This is a genomic window from Paracoccus sp. MBLB3053 (genome assembly GCF_031822435.1).
Classification (GTDB): domain Bacteria; phylum Pseudomonadota; class Alphaproteobacteria; order Rhodobacterales; family Rhodobacteraceae; genus Paracoccus; species Paracoccus aurantius.
In genome coordinates this window covers 142,770-157,623 of record NZ_JAVQLW010000003.1, presented here as the reverse complement: position 1 = coordinate 157,623, position 14,854 = coordinate 142,770, and the positions used below count along the sequence as shown (strand labels likewise).

General features: G+C 59.8%; 16 protein-coding genes. 7 read left to right on the top strand and 9 right to left on the bottom strand.

The window, feature by feature from the left end; genetic code table 11:
- Positions 1-17: 17 nt before the first annotated feature.
- Positions 18-746 (bottom strand): hypothetical protein, encoded by a 729-nt coding sequence (locus RGQ15_RS17375; RefSeq protein ID WP_311161933.1) that lies wholly within the window; start codon positions 744-746, stop codon positions 18-20.
- A gap of 68 nt (positions 747-814) precedes the next feature.
- On the opposite strand from RGQ15_RS17375, the gene RGQ15_RS17370 reads away from it, so the two are divergent.
- Entirely contained in the window at positions 815-1,765 is a 951-nt protein-coding gene (locus RGQ15_RS17370) for a glycosyltransferase family 8 protein (protein WP_311161932.1), read from the top strand.
- Entirely contained in the window at positions 1,755-2,654 is a 900-nt protein-coding gene (locus RGQ15_RS17365; RefSeq protein ID WP_311161931.1) for a hypothetical protein, read from the top strand. Before RGQ15_RS17370 ends, RGQ15_RS17365 begins: the two co-directional genes overlap by 11 nt.
- A gap of 81 nt (positions 2,655-2,735) precedes the next feature.
- Here the strand turns inward: RGQ15_RS17365 and RGQ15_RS17360 are convergent, their stop codons facing one another.
- The 6 genes from RGQ15_RS17360 to RGQ15_RS17335 all read right to left on the bottom strand — a co-directional run bounded on the left by RGQ15_RS17360 (position 2,736) and on the right by RGQ15_RS17335 (position 8,060).
- Positions 2,736-3,659 carry a DMT family transporter gene (locus RGQ15_RS17360; protein WP_311161930.1) on the bottom strand — a complete coding sequence of 308 codons (924 nt, stop codon included), beginning with the start codon at positions 3,657-3,659 and terminating at the stop codon, positions 2,736-2,738.
- 12 nt (positions 3,660-3,671) lie between these two features.
- Positions 3,672-4,844 carry a M20 aminoacylase family protein gene (locus RGQ15_RS17355; protein WP_311161929.1) on the bottom strand — a complete coding sequence of 391 codons (1,173 nt, stop codon included), beginning with the start codon at positions 4,842-4,844 and terminating at the stop codon, positions 3,672-3,674.
- A 1-nt stretch (position 4,845) separates the two neighbouring features.
- Complete coding sequence (locus RGQ15_RS17350; RefSeq protein WP_311161928.1) at positions 4,846-5,673, bottom strand: ABC transporter permease subunit; 828 nt, start codon at positions 5,671-5,673, stop codon at positions 4,846-4,848.
- The gene (locus RGQ15_RS17345; protein WP_311161926.1) at positions 5,670-6,389 is read right to left on the bottom strand and encodes an ABC transporter permease; all 720 of its coding nucleotides are present in this window, start codon (positions 6,387-6,389) and stop codon (positions 5,670-5,672) included. The genes RGQ15_RS17350 and RGQ15_RS17345 overlap by 4 nt, the downstream gene beginning before the upstream one ends.
- Before the next feature lie 74 nt (positions 6,390-6,463).
- On the bottom strand, positions 6,464-7,240 hold the full coding sequence (locus RGQ15_RS17340) for a transporter substrate-binding domain-containing protein (RefSeq protein WP_311161925.1): 777 nt from the start codon (positions 7,238-7,240) through the stop codon (positions 6,464-6,466).
- 46 nt (positions 7,241-7,286) lie between these two features.
- Positions 7,287-8,060, bottom strand: coding sequence for an ABC transporter ATP-binding protein (locus RGQ15_RS17335; RefSeq protein WP_311161923.1), 774 nt, complete (start codon positions 8,058-8,060; stop codon positions 7,287-7,289).
- Positions 8,061-8,364: 304 nt separating this feature from the next.
- Between RGQ15_RS17335 and RGQ15_RS17330 the strand changes: the two genes are divergently transcribed.
- Together RGQ15_RS17330 and RGQ15_RS17325 are read left to right on the top strand one after the other, a co-directional pair.
- On the top strand, positions 8,365-9,003 hold the full coding sequence (locus tag RGQ15_RS17330) for a TetR/AcrR family transcriptional regulator (protein WP_311161922.1): 639 nt from the start codon (positions 8,365-8,367) through the stop codon (positions 9,001-9,003).
- A gap of 2 nt (positions 9,004-9,005) precedes the next feature.
- Complete coding sequence (locus RGQ15_RS17325; RefSeq protein ID WP_311161921.1) at positions 9,006-10,229, top strand: pyridoxal phosphate-dependent aminotransferase; 1,224 nt, start codon at positions 9,006-9,008, stop codon at positions 10,227-10,229.
- Between the two features lie 27 nt (positions 10,230-10,256).
- Here RGQ15_RS17325 and RGQ15_RS17320 read toward each other — a convergent pair whose 3' ends face one another.
- Positions 10,257-11,144, bottom strand: coding sequence for a LysR substrate-binding domain-containing protein (locus RGQ15_RS17320; RefSeq protein WP_311161919.1), 888 nt, complete (start codon positions 11,142-11,144; stop codon positions 10,257-10,259).
- Between the two features lie 95 nt (positions 11,145-11,239).
- On the opposite strand from RGQ15_RS17320, the gene RGQ15_RS17315 reads away from it, so the two are divergent.
- The 3 genes from RGQ15_RS17315 to RGQ15_RS17305 are packed head-to-tail and all read left to right on the top strand — an operon-like array spanning position 11,240 to position 14,050.
- A complete protein-coding gene (locus RGQ15_RS17315; RefSeq protein WP_311161918.1) occupies positions 11,240-12,223 on the top strand; it encodes a fatty acid desaturase in 984 nt (327 codons plus the stop codon).
- Positions 12,220-13,068, top strand: coding sequence for a sugar phosphate isomerase/epimerase family protein (locus tag RGQ15_RS17310; protein ID WP_311161916.1), 849 nt, complete (start codon positions 12,220-12,222; stop codon positions 13,066-13,068). Before RGQ15_RS17315 ends, RGQ15_RS17310 begins: the two co-directional genes overlap by 4 nt.
- 28 nt (positions 13,069-13,096) lie before the next feature.
- Positions 13,097-14,050: an NAD(P)-dependent oxidoreductase gene (locus RGQ15_RS17305; RefSeq protein WP_311161915.1), complete on the top strand. Its 954-nt coding sequence runs from the start codon at positions 13,097-13,099 to the stop codon at positions 14,048-14,050.
- 35 nt (positions 14,051-14,085) lie between these two features.
- On the opposite strand, the gene RGQ15_RS17300 is transcribed toward RGQ15_RS17305, so the two are convergent.
- Positions 14,086-14,820, bottom strand: coding sequence for a class II aldolase/adducin family protein (locus tag RGQ15_RS17300; RefSeq protein WP_311162226.1), 735 nt, complete (start codon positions 14,818-14,820; stop codon positions 14,086-14,088).
- Positions 14,821-14,854: the final 34 nt, after the last annotated feature.

Below are 14,854 nucleotides of genomic sequence, written 5' to 3'. Positions count from 1 at the left end.
CCGCTTTCCGGGCGCCGTCACCCTGCCCAAAGCGCAAGCCCCGTTCGTTCTGAAACCGCAGGATCTGCAGTGAAGATCGGAAGCCCCGCATCACGCAGCAGGGTCAAAGCCTCAAGATCTGTCGTTGCGTGGAGTCTGGTCATCCGCAGGTCGTTGTAGCCGTGACCTGCAGAGCAAGGATCGATCCCGGTCAGGATGACGCGCCGGGCACCGCTTTGCAGTGCCAGCGCCACCCCGACCACGCCGTTTGACCATTTCGTCGACGCGTCAAGTTCCAGGTTGAGCTTGCCAAGGCAGCGCTCCATCAGCGCGATCCGTTCATACCTGCTCATCGTGAGAAGCCGATCATAGCCGTAATCGAATCGTGCAAGCCCGTTCTTCAGTCGCTGCAGATCATGACGCCAGTTTATGAGGATCAGGCTTCCCGTCCGCCTGCCGCGCAACACGCGCCGCACCTCCAGCGCCGATGGATTCTCACCCTCGATCTGATTGAACTGCATCAAGGTGATGTCCGGCACATCCGACAACCAGTCCGCAGCTGCAACCTGCGACGCATTCACGGTGATGACACGGAAGGACTCATTCCAGCCAACGGGTCGATGCGAGCCCGGAGCCGAACCGACAACCACGGCCGTCTTGCCTCTCAGCAGCGCTTTCTGCTCGGGAACTGGGGGGCGCAGAACATGATATTTGATGTAACGGTAAAGGAAACGCTTGCGCCGCGCGACGCTGTCCAGGAAGGGCACGATTGATCTTCCCCCTCGGGGTTGTACTCTTCGATTGAAGATTCTCCAATTCCCGGGATGACACAAGGATGAACACCACCAAAGCCGCAGGAGATTTTGCAATCGTCACCTGTGCCGATCGCAACATGCTTGCCGCTGGCTGCTGCGCCTTGCTTTCCGCCCGACAGAATATCTCGCGACCCGCATCGATGAATCTTGTGGCACTTGATATCACTGAAACCGATAAAAATGCCATTGGTCTATTTTGTTCTCATCACGGCGTTGAGATCCGCATCCTGCCCATAGAAAAACAAGTTCTTCCGAAAATTTCAAAAGGACGATGGGCGCAGGCGGCACTGATCCGACTATTCCTTGATCAGGTAGACTTGCCCAATGTCAAACGCCTTCTCTATCTCGATGCCGACACCTTGGCAGTTCGTTCGCTGGACAAGCTCTTGGGTCTTGATCTGGGTGGAAATCTGGCCGCAGCGGTCGACGATTACATTGCACCCTTTCAACGAAAGCTCGAGAAGCGCCGCGCTGAAATAGGGCTAAGTTCCAAAAGTTCCTACTTCAATTCCGGCGTCATCCTGCTCGATTGGTCTGAAGTTCGGAAAAACGGCACGCTCGAGGTCGCTCGACGGAATGTCGAAAACTTCCACGCCAGATATCGCGCTCTGGATCAGGATGCCCTGAACGCGGCACTCGACGGAAACTGGCTGCGGATTGATCCGAAATGGAACGCGCAAACCGGCTTCCTACGCGAAATTTCAAACCCCTCCATCCTGCATTTCACCGGGCGCCGCAAGCCCTGGAGCCCGGACAGTGCCTGGATTCACAGAGGTTATCGCGGTATATATGAAGGCTATCTGCAGGGCACACCATGGGAAAACACTCTAACCACAAAAGGTTCCCTCAAAAACTTTCAAGATTTTCTTCTCGATGCGGGAAAACGGCTTGAAGGCGCAAGAAAATCGGCAATGGTCCGGAAATTCATACGGGAAGGCGGGCAGAGCGGGATGTGGAAAGATGAAAGCTAAGGCGACTGGAACCGCCCAGACCGAACCCGCCAATTCAGCGGAGCTGGACCGCGCCGCACGGGAGCTGTTCGCTGGCTTTTCCCAGATCGTGCTGGTCGCAAATAGCGATGATTCGAATGTCGATCAGATTGCGAGATCCTTCCCGGAAGGGACCCTTTTCGTTTTTTTCAACAAGGTCTACAAGATCCTTGGATCATCCTTCACACGGCCCGCGATGCTGGTCTGCCGAAGCGGGATGATGGGTGCCAACATCGTCCATCGCCGCGAAGTCTCGACAGTCCTTGATTTTTTCGATTCGAGTGATTTTCGGGGTGTTTTAAATATTGCGATAGGCCAGGAAGAAAGGTTCAGCCCAAAGGAAGCGTTCGAAGGGGCGCCGGTAAAACACCTTCATCTCGGAAAGCTTCTTTCTGCCTATTATCCAGAAAACAAGGTTCCGACCACCGGGTTTGGACTTTGCATGTGGTTACTGAGCCAGGATCTGCCGGCGTCGATTCATCTGGCAGGGTTCTCGGCGAAACGAAGCGAACAATGGAAGGTCTTCGACGTACACGATTGGACCTTCGAACAGGTTCTGATTCGATTGCTCTACCGTGATGGCAAGATTTTCATCCACGACGCCCCACGCAAAAACCCCTATCAGGAAATATCTGAACATTTCCCGCAATTTTCGCCCGCGACGGTCGCGCTGACCACCGACGAGATCTTATCCGAACGCATGATGGGGTTAAGCTCGGTCATCGACCGGCTTATGTCCATTACCAAGGTGCTTAGATATATCGATTCCAAGTTCAGAAAAATACGGCCACGGACACGAAAGCAGAAGCATATCGCACGCACCGCCGCGGCGGACCGCGAAGTCGACCAGACCCCAACGGGAAAAATCTGAACTGATCGAGCTTCGCGTTCGACAAGAAAGCTTCGCTTCGGCTGACGGTCTGTTACTTGAACATCCGACGGAAAATCCGCGTCAGTCCATTCGCGCCGGTCGCGACCTTCGTGCCCGCGACAATCGGTTTGCCCCGTAAATACCCAACACTCCGCTGACCGAGATGAAAAGGGCGCCTGCGATGAGAGATGGACTGGGCGGCGCACCCCAGATCGCAGTCGACAGCAGATAGGCCCAGATCAGCCCTGTATATTCGAACGGGGCAAGGACCGTCGCCGATGTTCGGGTGAAGCTGGCGAAAAGCGCGAACTGTCCCAACCCGCCGACGAGCCCCACCAAAGCCATGAGCCCGATCTGATCTGCCCCCGGCAGCCCGCCCTGCCACGGCAGCGTGATCCCTGTGACTATGACGAAAACGAGATTCGTCAAAAGCACCTGACTGCCTACGGTCATCCTGCCTTGCAGTTGTCGCAGCAGGATATAACCGTAAGCCCAAAGCATGGCGGCCAGCAGGACCATCGCGGCTGCCCTCGGCTCGGAGATCCGATCGGGACGTGCGGCCACGACGACTCCGATGAACCCCAGCATGACCGCCATCCATTGCAAGCGGTTCGCCCTTTCCTTCAGCACGACTGCAGCGAGGACGATCACCATCACGGGAGCCGAGAAATAAAGTGTGGTCATTTCGGCAAGGTCCAGATGGCGCGCGGCCGAATAGTAAAGAATCCAGGCAATGATTGAAACGAATGCCCGGAAGACCACCGATCCCCGGCCCTGAGAGCGCATGATTTCCCCTATCATCGCGCCCCGGCCCAGGACGAGACATACGAGAAGTACGGAGGCACTGCGCCAGAACAGCGAAACGGTCACCGATTGCTCGTCGACAAGCCACTTCATCGCCGCGTCCTGCAGCGACAGAAGCCCGTAGGCTGAGGTGCAAAGGAGGATGCCGCGAAACGGTGTTGGCTCTTCGATCATGGAAGAGCCCGGCGATAGCTCGGTCATGAGCGGTTCAGGTCAGGCGCGTTGCAGATAACGCTCAGCGAGAGCGACCCAGAAGGCCGCGCCGACAGCCAGCGCATCGTCGTTGAAATCGAATTTCGGGTGGTGCAACCCGGGATCGGCAGGCCCTTTCGCCGTGCCGAGGAAGAAATAGCTGCCCGGACGCTCGTTCAGGAAATATGCGAAATCCTCGCTTCCCATCATTGGTCGGTCGAAATCGACAGCCCTTTCTGCCCCGAACATTTCGCGCGCAAGGTCTCGGGCAAAGGCCGTCTCGGCCGGGTGGTTGATCGTGGGATCATAGCTGCGCACGTAGCGAAGCTTGGCCGAAAGGCCATAGCTTTCGGCCTGAGCCTTCGCAATCAGGTTGATGCGCCGTTCAATTTCGTCACGCACGACCCGATCGAAGCTGCGAATGCCGACCACGATCTCTGCGCTACTGGGAATGATATTGCTGACGGTTCCGCTGTGAAAGGCGGCGACCGTCACCACGGCGGGGTCCATGGCGGCAATATTGCGCGACACGATCGATTGCAGGGCCATGACGATCGAGGCCCCTGCCACGACAGGGTCACGGGTGAACTCGGGGGTCGAGCCATGCCCGCCCTCCCCGATCACCTGAATGTAGCACTCATCTACCGCTGCCATGATCGGCCCGTCACGAAACGTGAACTGTCCGAAGGGCAACGCGGGCTCATTATGCATGCCAAAAACCGCGTCACAGGGAAACTGCTGAAAGATCCCCTCCTCCACCATGATCTTGGCTCCACCCCAATTCTCTTCGGCGGGCTGAAAGATGACATGCAGCGTGCCATCGAAATTACGACGCTCAGCCAAGGTGCGGGCGGCGGCGAGCAGCGTCGCAGTATGCCCGTCATGACCGCAGGCGTGCATGAGCCCCGCGGACCTGCTCGCGTAGGGCAGCCCGGTTTCCTCAGTTATCGGCAAGGCGTCCATGTCGGCCCGCAGCGCGATTGCCCGATTGCCCGAACCACAGACCAATGTGCCGACAACCCCTGTCTTCGAAAGGCCGCGAGCCACCTTGTAACCATAGCAAGCAAGCTCTCGCGCAACGATATCACTTGTGCGGTGTTCCTCGAGACCAAGCTCGGGGTGGCTGTGCAGGTCACGCCGCAAGGTCACGAATTCGTCGATGGCCGCAATTTCTGCCGGAGAAATAGTCCTCATTTCAAACACCTCTGGTCGGAATTCGATTTTCGAAGAAACGGAATATCAAGACGAGAATGGCGGTCAGAAGAAGGTAGATCAGGGCCAGCAGCAGCAATGGCTCATAGGTGAGCAGGGTTCCCGATCGAACCCGCGAGATCACACCGTAAAGGTCGACGACGGTGATCGTGGCGACAAGCGGGGTGGATTTGAGCTGCAGGACGGTCTCGCCATTCAGGACCGGCAGGGCGCGGTGCAGGGCTCGTGGCAGCCAGATCCGCCAAAAGAGCTTAAGCGGGCTCATTCCAAAGGCGCGCCCGGCCTGCAATTCTCCTGCCGGGACGCCTGCGAAGGCACCTCGCATCACCTCGCCCTCGTAGGCGGCGAAGGAAATCGCGAGCGACGCGACGCCATAGGGCCATGCTTCCCGCAGGTAAGGCCAGAGAAAACTTCCCCGGATGCCCGGGATCATCGGGAAAAGCGACCCGAGACCGTAATAGAGCAACCATAGCTGCAAGAGCAGCGGCGTCCCCCGGATCACCGTGCAAAATGCCTGGGCCGGGCCGGAAAGCCACCAGGGTCCGACGACCTGCGCAAGCCCGATGGGGACCGCGAAGAGAAATCCGATCAGCACCGAGCTTGCCAGCAACGCGAGGGTCACCCACAGCCCCTGCCAAAGCTGGGCGCGATATTGTGCGAGCCAATCCCATTCGCCGAACCACCCGGCCGCAGCCAGAATGCCGAGACCTATGGCGATCAGCACGATGCGGTGCGGTTTCAGCCAAACGTGAAGCTGCGCATCCGGGGCACCGGCGCTGTCTTGAACCATGTTCGATGCCGCTTGCGTCATGCGCGTGCCTCTGCGATCCCGCGGCGCGCCCGTTTTTCGATCCGGCCTATCAGCAGGTTGGAGACGAGCGTCAATCCCAGGTAAAGGACACCCGCCGCCAGGAAGAACAGCAAGTAGTGCTTGGTGGCGCCTGCGGCCTGACGGGTGACCAGCGTCAATTCGCTGAAGCCGACAACCGCGAGAAGCGCCGTATCCTTGGTCGCGATCAGCCACAGGTTGGCAAGGCCGGGGATGGCATGGGGAAGCATCGCGGGCAATGTGACGCGCCGCATCACCTTGAACGGCGACATTCCGAAGGCCCTGGCTGCTTCGATCTGCCCCGGTGCTATGGCCTTGATCGCGGCACGGATGACCTCGGTCGAATATGCCCCCTGCACGATCCCGATGACGAATATACCGGCGGCGAGCCCCGAGATATCCACCGCCTCCCGCCCCATCCAGGCCATCAGACGGTTCAGAAGGTCCGTGCCGCTGTAATAAAGCAGCAGGATCAGCACGAGCTCCGGCACGGCCCTGACGACGGTCGTATAGGTTTCCATCAGATCGCGGATGAGTTCATTGCCGTAAAGCTTGCCCATCGCACCACCGATGCCAAGCACGAGCCCCAGACAGTATCCTCCGAGCGCGATTTCAATAGAACGCAGAAATCCGGCCAGCAGCACGCCGCCCCAACCGGGAGGCGAAAGGGCCAGAAGTCCCCAATCGATCGATCCCATCCTGATTTTCCCGTCAGTGGATCACAGGGTCACGCGGCACGAGAACTTGCCCCGTGCCGCCCAGACCCCGCGACTTAGTAGATATCGAAGTCGAAATACTTGCTGTTGAACGCGAGATAGGTCCCGTTTTCCCGGATCGCATGGATTGCCGCGTTCAGCCTTTCCTTCAATTCGGGATCGGACTTGCGCAGACCGATGGCGGCGTCTTCGGCCATGACTGCGGGATCGGACTCGACCGTGCCCTTGAGATCACAGCATGCCTTTCCGGCGTCACTGGCAAGAAAATCACGCAACGCGATCTCATCGGCCTGAACGGCATCGATCCGACCCGCGGCAAGATCCGCATTGGCTTCGTCCTGAGTCTGGTATTCACGCAATGTGGTGCCGGCCGGCGCGAAGTGCTTTTGCGCATAGGCCATGTGGATCGTGCTGACCTGCACCCCCATGATCTTGTCAGCCAGGGTCGCGGGGGTTGCATCAAAGGTCAGGTCCTTCAGCCCGGCGACGATGGCCTTGGAACGATAGTAGCCGTCGGTGAAATCGATCGTCTTCTTGCGTTCTTCGGTGACCGACATCGAGGCAATGATCATGTCGATCTTGCCGCTGTTCAAGGCGGGGATGATCCCATCCCAAGCCACCGGCGTCACCACGCAGTCGAGCTTCGCTTCGTCACAAACCGCATTGATGAAGTCGATTTCCCAACCGCTCCAGTTGCCGGATGCATCCGGGACGGTGAAGGGGGGATAGGGTTCGGCCGCGATGCCGACCTTCACCTGTTCGGCTTGTGCCGACGCGGCACCGGTCAACGCGGCAAATCCGGCGACGGCCAGAATGGAAAAAGCTTTCTTCATGTCATTCCCTGTCGTTGTCGTTTTCTTCTTGATGTGCCCGGTCGGCTCAGTGTGCCGCCCGGATGAAACGCTGCAGTCTTTCCGAACGCGGCGCCTCGAACATCTGATCGGGCGCGCCCTGTTCTTCGATCTGGCCACCATGGAAATAGACGATCCGATCGGCCACGTTGCGGGCAAATTTCATTTCATGGGTAACGAGGATCATGGTTCGGTCTTCGCCCGCGAGGTCGCCGATCACCTTCAGCACTTCGCCTACCAGTTCGGGGTCCAATGCCGAGGTTGGCTCGTCAAACAGCATCACCTCGGGATTGACCGCGACAGCACGCGCGATGGCCGCGCGCTGCTGCTGCCCGCCAGACAGATAGGCCGGGTAGATGTCGCGTTTCTCGAATAGCCCGACCCGGCGAAGCAGGTCTTCAGCCACTGCAACGGCTTCGTCGCGGGGGACACCCAAAACATGGATCGGCGCCTCGATGACATTTTGCAGAACTGTGCGGTGCTGCCACAGGCAGAAGTTCTGGAAGACCATCGAAAGCCGCGACCTGATGCGCTCGACCTGCTTGCGATCCGTCGCGCGCATGTCCTTGCCGCGCTCCGGTTTCAGCGCGATCTCTTCTCCGCGAACCGTGATCCGACCCGATGTCGGCATTTCAAGCAGGTTGATGCAACGCAGAAAGGTGGATTTTCCCGATCCTGATCCGCCGATGATCGCGATCACTTCGCCCTTGCGGGCCTGAAGCGAGATCCCCTTGAGGACCTCCAGCTTTCCGAACCTCTTGTGCAGGTCGGCCACCTCGATGGCGTAGTTCGGCTCTGTCAAATCCCTCTCCCGGTCAGAACTGCCCCGCTTGCAGGGGCGGATTTGCGCCTTACGGCGTCCTTGGAGGCTAGCTTGCACAAAGAATTCGGAACCTCCTTGGTTTTTTCGTCGATCACCGCGCCAAGACGGGCTCCGGACGAATTTTGCCCATCACCGCGGATGTGATGCCCAAAAACTATACGATCGCATATTTACTGAACGATCGTATTGTTTCAAGCTCTAGTGCACTTGCCTCCGCTTGCAATGCGGAAAATGGATAGACCGGCCCCGAATCCGCGGGGCTGCTGGCGATGGGGAACCGGGAATGAAGTCGTTTCGGCGCATGCAGGATTTTGACCGTCGTGCGGAGCTCATCCGGGCGACGCTCGATTGCATCGCCGATCACGGCATTCAGGGCACCACGGTACGCGCGGTGGCCTCCTATGCAGGGGTCAGCATCGGGCTTATCCGGCATCACTTCATGAGCAAGGAAAACATGATCCGCGCCGCCTATCGCGAAACGGTCGAAATGCTGACCCGGAAGGGCCGCGATGTGATCGAGGCATCCGACCTTCCTCCGCACGATCGGCTGGCACGGTTCGTCGCGGCCAGTATCGGTGGGGAGGTGTCCGATCCCCGGCTATTGTCGCTCTGGGCGGCTTTCATGAGCCAGGTGAATGTCGATCAGGAAATGGCGCGCATCCATGATGAAGGGCACCTGCCCTATCGCACCGCGATCGAGCCGATGGTCGCGGCAATCCTGCAGGCCGAAGGGCGGACGGCGAGCGATGCCCAATGCGTTCGGGCAGCCATCGCCATCAACGCCATTCTCGACGGGCTGTGGCTGGAAGGCTGCCTGCAGAATCCGGGCGAACATCCCGAAGATTACGTCGCCATCGGGCTTGAGGCGACCGAAGCACTTTTGCAGACCAAACTACCCCGCTTGAGCAAGACGAAGGAATGACAATGCGTTACGCATCAGTGACAGAGCGGCTGAAGGATCTTGGCTCGGGCAAATGGACCCTGCACATGCGGGGCCGTGAGATGGCCGGTCAAGGATTGCCGGTCATCGAACTGACCATAGGCGAACCCGATCTTCCGCCCGATCCCCGCCTGATCGACGCGTGCGAACGTGCCCTTCAAAACGGCCGGGTGCGCTATTCGAACGGTCGTGGCGAGACTTCCGTCATAGACGCGTTGGCGGCGAAATATTCTCGCCGCTCGGGACGAGAGGTCTCGCGGGGCAATGTCCTCTGCTTTCCGGGCACGCAGACCGCGCTTTCAGTGGTTCTTGCAGGTTTGGTCGAGGCCGGCGACAAGGTGCTTGTGCCCGACCCTTATTACGCGACCTACGAAGCCGTCATCCGTGCGCCGGGTGCCGAAGTCGCCCCAGTCAAATTGCGCAAGGATCAGCGCTTTCACCTGAGGGCCGAGGATCTCGAGGCTGCGATCACAGCGGATTGCCGGGCCTTGCTTCTGAACAACCCGCACAACCCGACGGGCGCGGTCTTATCCCGGGATGAGATTGCGGCCATCGGTGAGATTTGCCGCAAGCATGATCTCTGGATCATTTCCGACGAAGTCTACGAACAGCTTGTCTTCGATGGCGAGTTCGTCTCGCCATTCGATCTGCCAGAGCTCGCCGATCGAACCATCGTCACGTCGTCAATCTCGAAATCCCACGCCGCGCCCGGCTTCCGCAGCGGCTGGGCCATCGGACCCACAGAGTTCTGCGACCGGCTCTTGCCCCTGTCCGAGTCAATGCTTTTCGGCGGGCAGCCCTTCATCGCAGACATGACTGCCTTCGCCCTGTCAAACGACCTGCCCACGGCCCGCATGATGTGTGAACAATATAGTCGCAGGGCGGGCCTTGTCGTTGAAATGCTTGCCGGGGTCGAAGGGCTTGAACCTTTGACGCCCGATGCCGGCATGTTCATCCTGATCGACGTCGCCGGCACCTCTCTCAGCGGAGAGGAGTTCGCCTCCCGATTGCTTGAAGAGCAGCTTGTCTCGGTCATGCCCGGTGCCTCGTTCGGGGTCGAAGCGGCAAGCTACATCCGGCTCAGCCTGACAGTTCCGGATGAGCGCCTTGCGGAAGCCTGCGACAGGATCGCGCATTTCGCCAGCGTTCTTGCCGGACGCGGTGAAATCCGGCGCAACGAGACGGAGCAGTCCCTGCATTCCGCGTAACCCGGCCGCCGACCATGCTTCGGCCGATCAGGGCGGCGGATCGCCGTCCGGGGATGGCAGCGATGCCGCCATTTCCGCCTGAAGCCAGATCAGGAAAGCCTCGGCCGGCGCGGTCAATCCACCCGCGCCCGGCACGGCCCAATAGGCTGAGGCAACATTGATTTCATGCGGATATGGCCGCATCAGACGCCCGGTCGTCAGGGCATCCGCACAGGTCAGCCCGTCCCCAAGGCAAAGACCCAGGCCCGCTTCCGCCGCAGCATACATCGCAAGCAGCCCGGTGAAGCGCACGCCACCCTGGGCCGCCTTTCCATCTGCACCTGCAAGCCGCAGCCAATCGGCCCAGTCGCCCCGGTTCTGAAGGTGCAGCAGCATCTCGGGTCGCAGATCCGATGGGTCGGGAATTCCCGCGCGGTGCATGAGGCCGGGAAAGCAAACGGGGAAGAACCGCACGTCTAGCAGGTGAACCGCTCCAGGCAGGGCAGTGTCGGTGAAGGCCAGCGCAATGTCGCAGCCTGGCTGCGGTTCCCCGAGGGGCAGGCTGCGCAGGCTCAGCGCAACTTCGGGAAACCGGTTCAGAAAACCCTGCAAGCGCCGAGCGAGCCATGTCGCAGCAAGGCCGGAAGCGCATCCCACCTCAAGATTGCCGCGCGCCTGGCCGATGCCGCGATGCGCTTCGCGCAATGCCTCGAGCCCGGGTCGCACTGCCGCAAGATACCGTCGCCCCTGGCTGGTCAGCACCACCCCGCGTCCACGTGGCTCTGTCAGGGCAAACCCCAACCGCGCTTCCAGCGCACGAAGCTTGTGGCTTACCGCGCTCTGGCTCAGGGCACAGGCGCGCGCCGCCTCGCCCACCGAGCCCGTACGGTCCAAGGCATCAAGCGCTTCGAGCGCAGACAGGGGCGGCATATTCATGCAAAGATCTCATCACTCACTGGAAATAATGCCATTAGACATGAAATTAATGCACCGGTAGCCTGATGAAATCAAGCACCCCTAGGAATGGACCCATGGAAGCGAGCTTCTCACGCAGGAAACTTCTGCAACCCGAAGAGCTGCGGGAATTGAACCAGAGATCGGACCTGCGCGGCTGGCTGCAACTCGGCTCACATCTGGGCGCCATAGCTCTGGCGGTCTTTGCCCACGCATCGGCCCTGGGCACATGGTGGGTTCTTCTGACCGGATTCGTTTTGGGCGTTCTGATCAACTTCCTTTACGCCGGGCAGCACGAACTGTCGCATTCCACCGTCTTCGCCACACGCAAGCTGAACGAGGTGTTTGGCCGCATGATCGGCTTCGTCATGCTGTTCCCGCGCGATTACGACCAAGTCATGCATTTCGCGCATCACCAATGGACGCAGGACTGGGAACGCGATGGCGAATTGGTGCGCGAACCCTATACCCTGACGACATATCTGCTGTGGCTCTCGGGGATCACCTATTGGCGCAACCGCGTTCTGGGAATCGTTCGGCGTGCGCGTGGGATCATCATCGAGCCCTATATCAAGCCCCAGCAAGAGACGATGGTGATCCGCGAAAGCCGCATCCACCTTGTGCTATATGTTGCTATCATCGCGATCTCCGCCGCACTCGGGAACTGGTGGTGGCTCAGCTTCTGGATCCTGCCGATGGTGCTGACAAAACCCGTGCACCAGCTGCAAAATACGATCGAGCACCTGGGCCTGTCGCATGAACAGGATATCTTCGAGAACACCCGCTCGACCCGAACGAATGCCCTGTTCCGTTGGCTGTGCTGGCAGATGCCCTATCACACCGCGCATCATACCTTCCCTTCGGTCCCGTTCTGGAAGCTGCACAAGCTGAACGACAAGATCGAGGACAAGGCCGGAGAAGTCTGGCGCATGGGATGGATCGAATTCCAGATCGAGGTGATCCGAAAGCTGATGGCCAAGGACGAAAGCCAGTATCCCATGAACGAAGTCTGGGTCATCCCGACCCGCGGCGGTCGGCACATCCGGGTGGCCGCCGAATGAGCAGTAGCCTCAGTGTCTTCACCTCGCTCTGGGCGATGCAGCCGCATGATGCAAGCGGGGTGAAGCTGCCCTATGAGCAAGTGGTCGAGATGGTCGCGGGCGCCGGCTTCGCCGGCATGGCTCTGGATCGCGGCGCCACCAGCCTGGACGATCTGAAGCGGATCCAGCCGATGATGGCACGAGCGGGGTTGCGCGCCTTCCTCGTGTCCTTCCCGACCACAGTCGAAGGACTGCGTGAAGATTTGCGGATGGCCAAGGACTGGGGCGCTCCGTTCGTCGTTGTCATCGGACAGGTCATGCCCCTGACGGTCGAAGGGATGATCCCGGTCATCCGCGCCTGGATCGAGATGTCCGAACAGGAAGGCATGCCGATCCTGTTCGAAACACACCGCAACTGCATCACCAACGACCTTTTCTCGACGCTGGTCCTGCTGGACGCGATCCCCGAGATGCGGATGTGCGCGGATCTTTCGCATTATGTCGTCGACCGCGAATTCTGGTTCCCGCTTTCGGATCACGACAAGGCCCTGATGTCGCGTATCCTGACACGTTCGGACAGTTTCCAGGGCCGTGTTGCTTCGCGACAGCAAATCCAGCTGCAGCTTGATTTCCCCCAGCACCAGAAATGGGTGGAATTGTTCCGCGGTTGGTGGCGCGAGGGGCTGGAAGGCTGGTCCCGGCGCAATCAGTCTGGTGACTGCGTCTTCCTTTGCGAGCTCGGCCCCCCAGAATATGCCATGACCGGTCCAGATGGTCGCGAGATGTCGAACCGGTGGGAGGAATCGCTCAGGATCAAGGGCTGGATCGAGGATATTTGGCTGGAACTCGAACAGATGCAGGGCTAGCCTGAGCGCGGAAAAACAAGGAAATACCGTGTCTTTCGAGCCAATGCAGGGCGTCTATCTAAGCGCCGATTTCGATCTCAAGAAAGAATTCGGCGCCGCATTCGCCCAGCTGTCCGGCGACATCCGCATCGACCGGCCGTCCGAGATCGAGGATGCGGAAAAGGTGCGCTTTGCCATCTGCTGGAAGCCCGGCCCGGGAACCTTTGACACCTATCCCAATCTCGGGTTCGCGGCGGCGGTCGGCGCGGGCGTCGACAGTCTTCTCGGTCACCCCGGACTTCCCCCTGATCTGCCGGTCTGCAGGGTCCGCGACCCCGATCAGGCCCTTCAGATGGCGGGATATGTGGCCCATGAAATCCTGCATCTCGAGCGTGACTTCCCCCTGATGGAAGCGAATGCACGAAAGCGAATCTGGGCCCCGCCCGCGTTGCGCGCGCCAAGCGAAGTGCGCGTTGCCATTCTGGGTCACGGCAGCATGGGGGAAGCGGTGGTTCGTGCAGTTCATGTCCTTGGCTTCTCGGTCGTGGTTGCCTGTCGTTCGACCCCAAAGTCACCGATTTCGGGCGTGAAGTATCACTCTGGACCCAACAGCATATTGCAGGCAGCAAGCGGCGCAGACTACCTCGTCAATGTCCTGCCCCTGACAAACGAGACGCGTGACATCCTGGACCGACGGATTTTCGATCAGATGGCCCGGGGCGGGCATCTGATCCAGATCGGCAGGGGAGAGCACATGCCCGAGGCCGATCTGATCGCCGCGCTCGAAGCGGGCCAGCTTTCCGGCGCTACGCTCGACGTCTTCCGCAGCGAGCCCCTGGCTACGGATCACCCTTTCTGGTCGGAACCCCGTCTTCGCCTGACACCGCATGTCGCCAGCACCGCAACCCCGCGGGTGGTGGCCGAGCAAATTCTCTGCTCGGCCCAAGAATTGCGGGACGGGTTGCCGCTCAGCTTCGCCATCGATCGGGTGCGAGGTTACTGAAACCGCAACGGCGCGGCCGAGGGCCGCGCAGCGTGTCACGCGCGGTAATCCGCGCCCTTGTTCTCGATGCTGCGCAGATGGGCCTCCCATTCCAGCAAGAGATCGCCATCATCGAAATTCATCTGTGCATACTGGTCCACGACATGGCGGGCGATATCCTCCTCGACCGGTCGAAGCGGACGACCGGTGGACAGTGCCGCGATCTGGATCTCGCAGGCACGTTCAAGGTAGAACATGTTGTTGAACATCTCGGCGGCGCTGCGTCCCGTGGCAATAAGGCCGTGATTGCGCAGCACCATCACCGGTTTTCTGCCCAGATCCGACACGATCCGTTCGCGCTCCGCCAGATCCAGCGCGATGCCTTCGAAATCGTGATAGGCGATACGGTCATAGAACTGCAGCGCGATCTGGTTGAGCGGCAGGAGCCCCTCTTCCATGCAGGAAACCGCCACCCCGGCACGCGTATGGGTATGCATGATCCACGCGGCGTCATGACAATTGATGTGCAGTGCGGAATGGATGGTGAAGCCTGCCGGGTTCACGCGGTGCGGGCTGCCATCCACCTTGCGCCCCTCGGTGTCGATCTTGACCAGGGACGAGGCCGTGATTTCCTCCCAGCGCCAGCCATAGGGGTTGATCAGGAAATGACCGTCCTCACCCGGCACCCTTGCGGTGATATGGGTATAGATCAGGTCGGTAAAACGGTGCTTCGCGGCCAGCCGGTAGCAGGCCGCCAACTCCTCGCGGGTCTGGCGTTCGGCATCCGACATGATCGGATTGGGTGATGACAGATTCATCCTGTTT

Bases quoted from the DNA above. Each gene is read 5' to 3' on its own strand.
- RGQ15_RS17320 (WP_311161919.1), bottom strand. From the start codon at position 11,144: ATGAATATGCCGCCCCTGTCTGCGCTCGAAGCGCTTGATGCCTTGGAC.
- RGQ15_RS17310 (WP_311161916.1), top strand. From the start codon at position 12,220: ATGAGCAGTAGCCTCAGTGTCTTCACCTCGCTCTGGGCGATGCAGCCG.
- RGQ15_RS17325 (WP_311161921.1), top strand. From the start codon at position 9,006: ATGCGTTACGCATCAGTGACAGAGCGGCTGAAGGATCTTGGCTCGGGC.
- RGQ15_RS17365 (WP_311161931.1), top strand. From the start codon at position 1,755: ATGAAAGCTAAGGCGACTGGAACCGCCCAGACCGAACCCGCCAATTCA.
- RGQ15_RS17350 (WP_311161928.1), bottom strand. From the start codon at position 5,673: ATGACGCAAGCGGCATCGAACATGGTTCAAGACAGCGCCGGTGCCCCG.
- RGQ15_RS17360 (WP_311161930.1), bottom strand. From the start codon at position 3,659: ATGACCGAGCTATCGCCGGGCTCTTCCATGATCGAAGAGCCAACACCG.
- RGQ15_RS17330 (WP_311161922.1), top strand. From the start codon at position 8,365: ATGAAGTCGTTTCGGCGCATGCAGGATTTTGACCGTCGTGCGGAGCTC.
- RGQ15_RS17300 (WP_311162226.1), bottom strand. From the start codon at position 14,820: ATGTCGGATGCCGAACGCCAGACCCGCGAGGAGTTGGCGGCCTGCTAC.
- RGQ15_RS17340 (WP_311161925.1), bottom strand. From the start codon at position 7,240: ATGAAGAAAGCTTTTTCCATTCTGGCCGTCGCCGGATTTGCCGCGTTG.
- RGQ15_RS17345 (WP_311161926.1), bottom strand. From the start codon at position 6,389: ATGGGATCGATCGATTGGGGACTTCTGGCCCTTTCGCCTCCCGGTTGG.
- RGQ15_RS17355 (WP_311161929.1), bottom strand. From the start codon at position 4,844: ATGAGGACTATTTCTCCGGCAGAAATTGCGGCCATCGACGAATTCGTG.
- RGQ15_RS17370 (WP_311161932.1), top strand. From the start codon at position 815: ATGAACACCACCAAAGCCGCAGGAGATTTTGCAATCGTCACCTGTGCC.
- RGQ15_RS17315 (WP_311161918.1), top strand. From the start codon at position 11,240: ATGGAAGCGAGCTTCTCACGCAGGAAACTTCTGCAACCCGAAGAGCTG.